The organism is Mesorhizobium sp. M00.F.Ca.ET.216.01.1.1, from assembly GCF_004010325.2.
Classification (GTDB): domain Bacteria; phylum Pseudomonadota; class Alphaproteobacteria; order Rhizobiales; family Rhizobiaceae; genus Mesorhizobium.
The window spans coordinates 38,479-47,001 of record NZ_SADR02000037.1; the positions used below are offsets into that span (position 1 = coordinate 38,479).

At 61.5% G+C, this 8,523-nt stretch carries 11 protein-coding genes; 8 read left to right on the forward strand and 3 right to left on the reverse strand.

The genetic code is table 11. From position 1 onward, the window contains the following. Positions 1-119 precede the first annotated feature (119 nt). The 6 genes from EN859_RS31925 (at position 120) to EN859_RS31950 (ending at position 4,358) form a co-directional block, all read left to right on the forward strand. A complete protein-coding gene (locus EN859_RS31925; RefSeq protein WP_127856579.1) occupies positions 120-716 on the forward strand; it encodes a nitroreductase family protein in 597 nt (198 codons plus the stop codon). Between the two features lie 34 nt (positions 717-750). Then, positions 751-1,296 carry a carboxymuconolactone decarboxylase family protein gene (locus EN859_RS31930; RefSeq protein ID WP_127856554.1) on the forward strand — a complete coding sequence of 182 codons (546 nt, stop codon included), beginning with the start codon at positions 751-753 and terminating at the stop codon, positions 1,294-1,296. Positions 1,297-1,339: 43 nt separating this feature from the next. Next, positions 1,340-2,098: an NAD(P)H-dependent oxidoreductase gene (locus tag EN859_RS31935; RefSeq protein WP_127856553.1), complete on the forward strand. Its 759-nt coding sequence runs from the start codon at positions 1,340-1,342 to the stop codon at positions 2,096-2,098. Positions 2,099-2,113: 15 nt separating this feature from the next. Further along, positions 2,114-2,581, forward strand: coding sequence for a DUF3788 domain-containing protein (locus EN859_RS31940; protein ID WP_127856552.1), 468 nt, complete (start codon positions 2,114-2,116; stop codon positions 2,579-2,581). 198 nt (positions 2,582-2,779) lie between these two features. Beyond that, positions 2,780-3,697: an NADP-dependent oxidoreductase gene (locus EN859_RS31945; protein WP_127856551.1), complete on the forward strand. Its 918-nt coding sequence runs from the start codon at positions 2,780-2,782 to the stop codon at positions 3,695-3,697. Between the two features lie 430 nt (positions 3,698-4,127). Further along, entirely contained in the window at positions 4,128-4,358 is a 231-nt protein-coding gene (locus EN859_RS31950; protein WP_095488311.1) for a hypothetical protein, read from the forward strand. A gap of 532 nt (positions 4,359-4,890) precedes the next feature. Here EN859_RS31950 and EN859_RS31955 read toward each other — a convergent pair. Both EN859_RS31955 and EN859_RS31960 read right to left on the reverse strand, forming a co-directional pair. Beyond that, a complete protein-coding gene (locus EN859_RS31955; protein ID WP_127856550.1) occupies positions 4,891-5,709 on the reverse strand; it encodes a hypothetical protein in 819 nt (272 codons plus the stop codon). Further along, positions 5,709-6,143 (reverse strand): abscisic acid-deficient protein Aba4 family protein, encoded by a 435-nt coding sequence (locus tag EN859_RS31960; RefSeq protein WP_281015649.1) that lies wholly within the window; start codon positions 6,141-6,143, stop codon positions 5,709-5,711. Before EN859_RS31960 ends, EN859_RS31955 begins: the two co-directional genes overlap by 1 nt. A gap of 41 nt (positions 6,144-6,184) precedes the next feature. On the opposite strand from EN859_RS31960, the gene EN859_RS31965 reads away from it, so the two are divergent. Next, the gene (locus tag EN859_RS31965) at positions 6,185-6,805 is read left to right on the forward strand and encodes a TetR/AcrR family transcriptional regulator (RefSeq protein WP_127856548.1); all 621 of its coding nucleotides are present in this window, start codon (positions 6,185-6,187) and stop codon (positions 6,803-6,805) included. 375 nt (positions 6,806-7,180) lie between these two features. Here the strand turns inward: EN859_RS31965 and EN859_RS31970 are convergent, their stop codons facing one another. Next, entirely contained in the window at positions 7,181-7,711 is a 531-nt protein-coding gene (locus EN859_RS31970) for a Crp/Fnr family transcriptional regulator (RefSeq protein ID WP_245525807.1), read from the reverse strand. A gap of 66 nt (positions 7,712-7,777) precedes the next feature. On the opposite strand from EN859_RS31970, the gene EN859_RS31975 reads away from it, so the two are divergent. After that, positions 7,778-8,335 carry a hypothetical protein gene (locus EN859_RS31975; RefSeq protein WP_127856546.1) on the forward strand — a complete coding sequence of 186 codons (558 nt, stop codon included), beginning with the start codon at positions 7,778-7,780 and terminating at the stop codon, positions 8,333-8,335. The last annotated feature ends 188 nt before the right edge of the window (positions 8,336-8,523 follow it).

Sequence of the window (8,523 nt, forward strand, 5' to 3'; positions counted from 1 at the left end):
GCCACCCAATGAACTGCATCAGCCTCGCCACCACCGGACCCGCAACCCGCGTAGCCGCCGAAATCTTCGGGGATACCGGGAAAAGCGAAAACGCTTTCGAGACGAACGCCGTCATCGAAATGATCCTGAGTCGCAGCGCCGCCAAGTACTACGACCCTGCTGCCAGCCTGAGTGACCACCAGATCCGCGATCTGGTGCGTATCGGCACGTCCGCGCCGACATCCTTCCACCTGCAGAACTGGCGCTTCATCGCCGTGCGCACGCCTGAGGCCAAGGCACGGCTGCGTCCGATCGCCTGGAATCAGCCCGCGATCACCGACGCGGCCATTACCTTCATCATCATCGGCCAGTTGGCCGATGCCAGTACCGTCCCCGACCGTCTGGCGCCGGTGGTGGAAGCCGGCATCATGCCGGCGCACCTGGTGCCGGAATGGGAAATCCCTGCGCGTGGGCTGTATGACGATCAGCCGCAGCGGCAGCGCGACGAGGCGGTACGCTCCGCGACCTTTGGCGCCGCGGCGATCATCTATGCGGCCCGCTCGCTGGGCCTGGGTTCGACGCCGATGATCGGTTTCGACGCTGAAGCCGTGCACCGCGAGTTCGGGCTGGCCGAAGACGAAGTGCCGGTGATGCTGCTGACCGTCGGTCCGGAGCGAGCTGGCAATTGGCCGCAGAAGCCGCGCATGCCGGTGGCCGATGTGCTTGAATTCGCATAATTCCCAATGAACTCAACAACTTATGGAGACTGTGATGGCAAGAACTGCTGCTCTGAAGCCTGACCAAGTGCCGGCCGAATCGAAACCGACTCTCGATGCGTTCACCAGGAATATCGGGTTCACTCCAAATATGATGGCGGCCTTCGCGCAGAGCCCGATCGCGTTCAACTCCTGGGCCACCCTGCTCGGCTCCCTGAGCAAAACGCTCGACGTGAAAACGCGGGACAGTATCGGCCTCGCTGTTTCCGAAGTGAACGGCTGCGACTACTGCCTGACGGTTCACAGCTTTACGGCTGAGCATATGGCCAAGTTACCGGCAGATGACATCATCCTCGCTCGGAAGGGTCGTGCCAGCGATCCGAAGCGGGACGCCGCTGTCCAGTTTGCACGCAAAGTCATCGAGACCCGCGGCAAGGTCGGCGACGCCGATGTGAAAGCCGTCCGCGATGCCGGCTACACGGATGCGAACGTCATTGAGATTGTCGCGCTGGTCGCGATGTATTCCCTGACGAACTTCTTCAACAACGTGTTCGATCACGAGAAGGACTTTCCCGCCGTCGCGCCGGCCGGCTCGATCTGAGCTCGGTTCTGTCGCAACCTCGTAAAGCCATTGGAACAATCACATGAATATCCTCCATATTGATGCTAGTCCGCGACAAGAATCGCATAGCCGCCAGCTTTCGGCGGCGATCGTCGAAAGGCTCCTCGAGGTTGCGCCCGGGGCGCGTGTCAGTCGGCGTGATTTAGGGGCTGACCCCTTGCCTCACGCCGCGGCTGACTACGCGGTTGCGCTGTCGTCGCCTGCTACCTTGGCTGCCCCGCCGAAGGGCGCTCTGGATTGTTCTGAGGCGCTTATCCAGGAAGTCGAAGCGGCCGATGTGATCGTCATCGGAACACCCATGCACAACTTCACCATTCCCTCGGTCCTCAAAGCGTGGATCGACCAGATCTTACGCGTCGGTCGCACGATGAAGTCGACGCCCGCCGGGAAGGTGGGAATGCTTCGGGACCGTCCGGTGTTTATCGGTGTCGCCTCCGGCGGCATCTTTACCGGCGACCGACCCAACCAACCGGATTTTCTCACTCCCTACCTGACGTTGGCGTTGAACTCCATTGGACTAAAAAACCTGCAATTCCTTCCCATTCAGGCCACTGCCTCCTTTGATCATAACCAGGCTGCATTAGCGAGGGAGAAGGCTTTGGCGGCGATCGATCTGACGGACATGGGAAGCTTCGCGGCGTCGATGGTCGCCCCGCAGTGCTCTCAGGTACCGGTAGAGGGCCCCTGCTTCGGGGAGAGTCGCACCGGGAGTGCCCTAAGGGCACGCCGCAAGCTCTTGGCACGCCCTCACCATAATCCTCCGGCCTCCGCCGGGCTATGAACATGAGGTCTTCTGATGATTTTACCTACTAATACGCTTCCCCAAATCGGCGAAAGGGTCACCGACAAATCAGCACCACCCGATGACGGCGCCGTCCGCGAATGGATCGGACCAGAGGCGTTCGAGCGTTGGGCCGAGCTGCGGAACTGGATCGATGAATTCTACCCTGGAGTTTTCGCGCCCGACTGGCTCTACGGTGGCAAGAACCGCGGTTGGTCCTTGCGCTACAAGAAAACCAAGGCGTTCTGCACCTTAGTGCCGGAATATCGGCGGTTTTCGGCTGTCGTGGTCATGGGCGGAGCAGAACGAGAGAAGTTTGAGGAGCGGCGTTATGTCTGGCGCCCGCAATTGGTCAAGCTTTACGACGAAGCCAAAACATACATCGACGGGAAATGGCTGACGATTGCCATCTCATCGGCAGATGATCTGAATGATGTGACGGAGCTTCTGACTATGAAGCGCCCGCCACCGTCGCGCGGTTGAAGTTCACAAAAAATGCTGGGTTCGCGGCGCGGCAGCTCCGAGGAACCCGAGCAGCGGTCTCGTCGACATCACACAGCTATTCGACATCAAGGTCGTCGCGGAAGGCGTCGACCCGATAACTGGTTGCGTGAGATCGAAAAGACCCTTCCACGCCCGCAATTTACCCTGAACCAACAAATCTCTGAGGAGACAACACCCATGAAAGCGATCATTGTGACGAACCAGTCTGCGGGAACGGCCGGCATGACACTGGTGGAGCGGCCCAAGCCACAGGCAGCGATAAACGACGTCGTCGTTCAGGTTCATGCGTCGGGCTTCGTCCCGACCGAGTTGGAGTGGCCTTCGACCTGGACCGACCGCCGCGACCAGGAGCGTACGCCGTCGATCCCTGGACACGAGCTGGCCGGAGTGGTCGCTGCCCTGGGCTATGGCACGACAGGACTGTCGGTGGGACAGCGGGTGTTCGGTCTCGCGGACTGGTATCGCGATGGCACGCTCGCGGAATATATAGCCATAGAGGCACGCAACCTCGCGCCGCTGCCAGGCGAAGTCGACTTCACGGTGGGCGCGAGCTTGCCAATCTCGGGCCTTACCGCGTGGCAGGGACTATTCCAGCACGGCCGTCTTCAGGCGGGGCAGAGCGTCCTTGCGCATGGCGCGGCCGGCGCGGTCGGTTCGATGGTGACGCAACTCGCACGGGAGGCCGGTGCCTATGTCATCGGCACCGGACGCGCCGCCGACCGACAGAAGGCGCTCGACTTCGGCGCAAATGAATTCGTCGATCTCGAGAACGACGCACTGGAAGACATCGGCAGCATCGATCTGGTGTTCGATGTCATCGGCGGGGACATCCAGAAGCGGTCCGCAGCTCTGATCCGGGCCGGAGGAACGCTGGTGACCGTCGTCGGCCCGGCCGAGGCGCGGCCCGCAGTCGGCCTGGCGGTTGACTTCGTTGTCGAGTCCGATCGCGCCCAACTGAGTCAGATCGTCCAGCGGGTGCGGGACGGACGACTGCGGACGAACATCGGCAAAGTTTCGGCCCTCGACGAGGCCGTTGCAACCTTCAACGCGAGCGAGCGACACACGGGGAAGACGGTCATCCGCGTTCGTCCGTAAGAACTTGGGAGAGATGGCGGTTCCTTTCTCCTCGATTATCGTCTACGCGTCTCACCGGCCCGCGCTGAGCGATATTGACGACGTGATTACGACCAGCCCTTCGAAGATCGGCTGCGGCGTAGCCCACAAGAAAACCGGGCACATGGCGGTCACGGCCGAACGGCAGCCTGCAGCTCTTTTGGATCCAAGCCAGACGGTCCGGCAGCGGTCCCGATTCAGGCAAAGTTCGCCTGGGCGGCTTTGCGCCCAAACTTGGACCTAGAGTCCAATTTTGCGGTTGCCAGAAAGCAGACATCTCCAGCGACCAACTGGGGGTCGGGTCGCGCCAGGAACCTGCTATCCCGGTAGAGACGATTGACGGTCTCATCGGTATCGGCGGAGCCGCGAATCTGTGGTAAGCCGCCGCTCAACCAACCAAAGGACGACACCTGTGAGCGAACCGACCGTGGCCCAGGCGACCGAAAGTATCTATGCCTCCCTCCGGGCGGACAATGCCGACATCGACGCACATATCGCGACGCTTAAAGCGGCACTGACACGAGAAGGGATAAAACAGGCGGTGTTCGATCCGACCAAGTTGGCGCAGAACAACCGCTCGGGGCGCAAGTTGATGCAGGCCTATTTTCGGCAGCGCGGCGTGAGCGTGAGGTTTTCGGACTAGTAGAGCCGCGCGCGGGTGATCTCAAGCGCGCCGTTGGGAGTTCTCGGGCCGGTCCGGCGGTTCGCCATCTGGACCATCTGGACGTCGGGACTGCGCCCCAATGTCGGCCATTGACGTTATCTTTGCTGTTGCCCGATAGCAGACGTTGCCAGCGATCACCCTGGACATCGTAGTTGCGCCAGGAGTCGACCGTCGGCACCGAGATATCAAAGTCTTGATTGGGGCCGTGAACGGACTGGCGGCTTCGCAGGAGCGAGTCCAGGAAAGCAGACATTCGTTTGCGTTCGAATAGACAGTAGGTTCGACTCTCGTCCCGCGCGCCACGGCCGATGAAAATGGGCACTATTGCTGCGCCGTTCTACTATGATTCCGCAACCCGCCACGCGCTCCAATCGGTCAATCTGCGGCGCTCTGCGACTTGGCGCTAGCGGGTATACTCTTCCAAGCGACCGCCAACCTTCACCGAGTTGATCAAGGCGTGGAGATCCGCGGCGAGTTCCATGCGCAGCAATTTGGGGCGGGCGCCGTGCCTTCAAAACGGAAAGGGTCGCGCTTGCAGCGCCTGGACGAAGGTCGCCACGGTCAGGGTCGCATAGGCGGCCGACCCCGCCGAAATCGCGACCCATCGTGCGGGAAGATTGAGGCGAGCGACGAACAAGGCCAGCAGCGGGATCACCTGCTCGGCGTGAATGCCGAAAAAGTGCGCCACCCGAAGATCGCCGCCCATGCGATTCCACGAGAAGACAGGCAAATGCCCGACATCGGCACCCACCGCGTGGCCCGTCTGCTGGCTCATATAGATCCCGAACCCGCCGCCCAGCGCGACAGTCAACAGCAGGCCGGCGATGACTGCGGCTCGATATTCCGGCCTAAGACCGTCCGCGGGTCGCCGCCAGATATTCCAGGCGAGCGGCACGTTCGCACCGACGATCAGCAGAACGGCCGCCCCCATCACCGCATACATGACCGCATAGAATGGAGTGTCGTTGTTGAAGTGCGACCGTAGGCCATGCGCAGCCTGCCAGCCGATCCATACGAGTTCGAAGATGTTGGCGGCGATCAGGACGGCCACCGTGCGACGCATCAGCGGCGTCTCACGCTGATTGGGGCGCACATAGCCCATGAACCAGGCGAAGGTCAGCACATGGACCGCGATCGAGAACAGGAACTTGGCCGGCTTGGCCCAGACGCTGACGCCATTGATAGTTCGGGGATCTATCATCGAGGCGGCGAGGACGGGCACGAGGAGCAGCAGGAGCGCCCCGCCGAAGCGGGTCAATGCCGGTTGCCGGCGTAGCCATTCGCTGAGAATTCCCATGCGGGTTGGGAGAGCGGTGAGCGTCGTGGCCATCACGTCGCCTCCTGTGGAGGCAAGAGCCGCAGCCCCAGGTAGAGAAGGAGCCCCGCCGGGCCGAACAGGAAGGTAAGTCCCAGACACGGAATCAGCGCAAAACGGTTGATCCTCCGCGTAAGCCCGTCCTCGATGATCCAGTTCCCAACGAAGAGATCGAAGGCGAGATAATGGAGCCAGCCTGCAACGAGCGCTGCATCTACCGCGAACAGCGCGCGCACCTGCTCAATCGAACCGAATCCGGCGCCGACCGCATTGCTCCAGCCTTGCCAGATCAACACCACATACGCGACGCCAAACAGCGCCGGGATGAACAAACGCGTGGTGCGCCACACGGCGTCCCGTGCAATCGGGACGAACAGCGATGTCAGCAGTCCAAGCCAGCCGAGCATGGCGATGGTGCTAGCAGTACTGAACGCGAAACGAGGATCCAAATGCCTTGCCCCTTGGATCTACTCAGTGCATAGATTGTCTTATGAACCCCAATCTACCCAGTGTCAAGATGGCGCGCGGCTATCATCACGGCGACCTCCGCGCCACCCTGCTGGGAGCTGCGAAAAGCCTTCTCGCAGAGAAGGGCGTCGAAGGTTTCAGCCTGCGTGAAACCGCGCGCCGCGCCGGCGTGTCATCCGGGGCCCCCAAACATCACTTCCGCGACGTTCGGGCCCTGCTGACGGCGATCGCGACGCTGGCGTTCGACGAACTCGCCGACCGGCTCGAGGCCGCGAGTTCAGACTGTTCCGCAGATCGCATGACGCGCATCCACGGCCAGGGTGCTGCCTACGTCCGCTTCGCGCTCGAGCAGCGCGCACGTTTCGATCTTATGTGGCGCGTCGCGCTGCTGGACATGAACGACCCCGAACGCTGCCGCGCAGGTGATCGGGCCTTCGCTGCGATGGACCGTCTCGTGCGAGGCGAAGACGCACCCGAGCTTGAACACAGCGATCCGCGCATGGCACCCTCGATCGCCTGCTGGTCGATTGTTCACGGATTTGCCCGGTTGGCCATTGATGGGACCTTTGGCCTAGGGGTGGATGCCGCGGAACGCGCGGCGGATGCCCTGTTGCCCGCAGTCCTGGCGCACCTCTCCGTTTAACCGCATCGCAGTCTCCATTGATACCTCTTGCCTCAACGATGAGGGATTCGGCGACACATTCGAAGGTGAAGTCGCGGAATCCGAAGATGTAGTGGTTGAGATTACGCCAGGTCCTACACTACGTCGCCGGAGGCGCCCTGACCGTCGAACGGCAGCACAGAGACGGCGCCGCCGGCGCACCATAGCGTGCTCTGGCGTAGAATGGCGCGCCACGGTCGATGAAAATGGGCACTACCGAACTCCGTTACGAGGCGGACGGTCTACGATGCAGACTTCACTTCCCCGCAGCTGGTTGAGGCTTGTTCGCAAAACGAAACTTCGCCGACCAGTCCTCTTGAAAGCAATGCGCTATCATTTCGATGGCTTGGGATTGCATCAAGCGCGTCGCCGCCTTGCGATCTCCCGATAGAGCGCCTCGGGACTGACGCCGATCTCAAGGGCTAAAAACGACCGCTCGCCCTTGCGAGGCAGAGATCCGTTCCACGTTAGCCACGCGTTAAGGCGGGCTGCAACCGTCTTCAGGGAAAGGATCTCTGCGCGCAGTCGCGCACGCTGCACCTCGAGCGCGAGGTGACCGGCCCAGGCCGCCGCCAGTATCGGGTCGCCGGCGATCTGCCTCCGCACCTCGTCGCGCCCGACCACCCACGTCACTGCAGCGGTCTCGGCACGCGCGTCGCAGTGGTAGGTGGTCGCCCACAGAGAAGCCTCCGCAAGGACTGCTTCTTTGCGGGCACGCTGGAGCACGAGCGCGGATCCATCCTCTTGATGGCGAATGAGATGCACTGAGCCCTCGCGAACTATGTGGAGAAGGCGCACACGGTCACCCAGATGAAACAGCGTTTCGCCGACGGCGAAGCGGAGTTCGCGGCCAGGCAGGCGAGTTACAGCTGCGATCAAGTCAGACATGATCGCTATCATGTCCGACGCTTTGAGCGATATGGCAAGTAGAGTGCGATGGAATGGAGATTTGAAATGACTCGCGCACTCGCCGCAATCGCCTGCCTTTTGATTCCCTACGCCGCGCTGGCGCAAACGCCGGACGGTCATCGGCCAAATGAAGCGATGGCGCACCACCAAGATGGATCAGCACTTTCTGAGCCGGGGCAAGCTGCTTTCGCTGCCATTCAGGAGATCGTCGAGATCCTCGAAGCTGACCCGGCAACGGATTGGTCGAAGGTGAAGATAGATGCTCTGCGAGAACATCTCGTCGACATGGACAACGTGACGCTCAAGTCGATCGTAACCGGCGAGCAGATTGAAGACGGAGTGCGTTTTCAGATTACCGGCCGCGGGCCGGTTCAAGAATCCATCCGCCGAATGGTCGCCGCGCATGCAAGCGCCATGGACGGTGTTGACGGATGGCACTTCAACGCTTCAGAGATCAGTGAAGGTACCGAGCTGACCGTACTACCGACGGCGGCCGATCGCGCAATGCTCAGGGGACTCGGGTTCTTTGGGGTGATGGCTCGTGGCATGCACCATCAGGAACATCATCTCATGCTCGCGCGGGGACAGGCTCCTCACGAGTAAGCGCCTTGGCCACGACTGAAACTGCCAAGGTGTCAATCGGCTCGCAATCGGGACCCTGGATTGGAGTGGGCCCCTCGGGCCGGACAGGGTCAGGCCGCTGATTTGACCGTTTGCCGGGTGTGTGGATCCTCGAATTGCATTGGACTGAGATAGCCGAGTGCTGAGTGAAGCCGTCGGCGGTTGTAGAC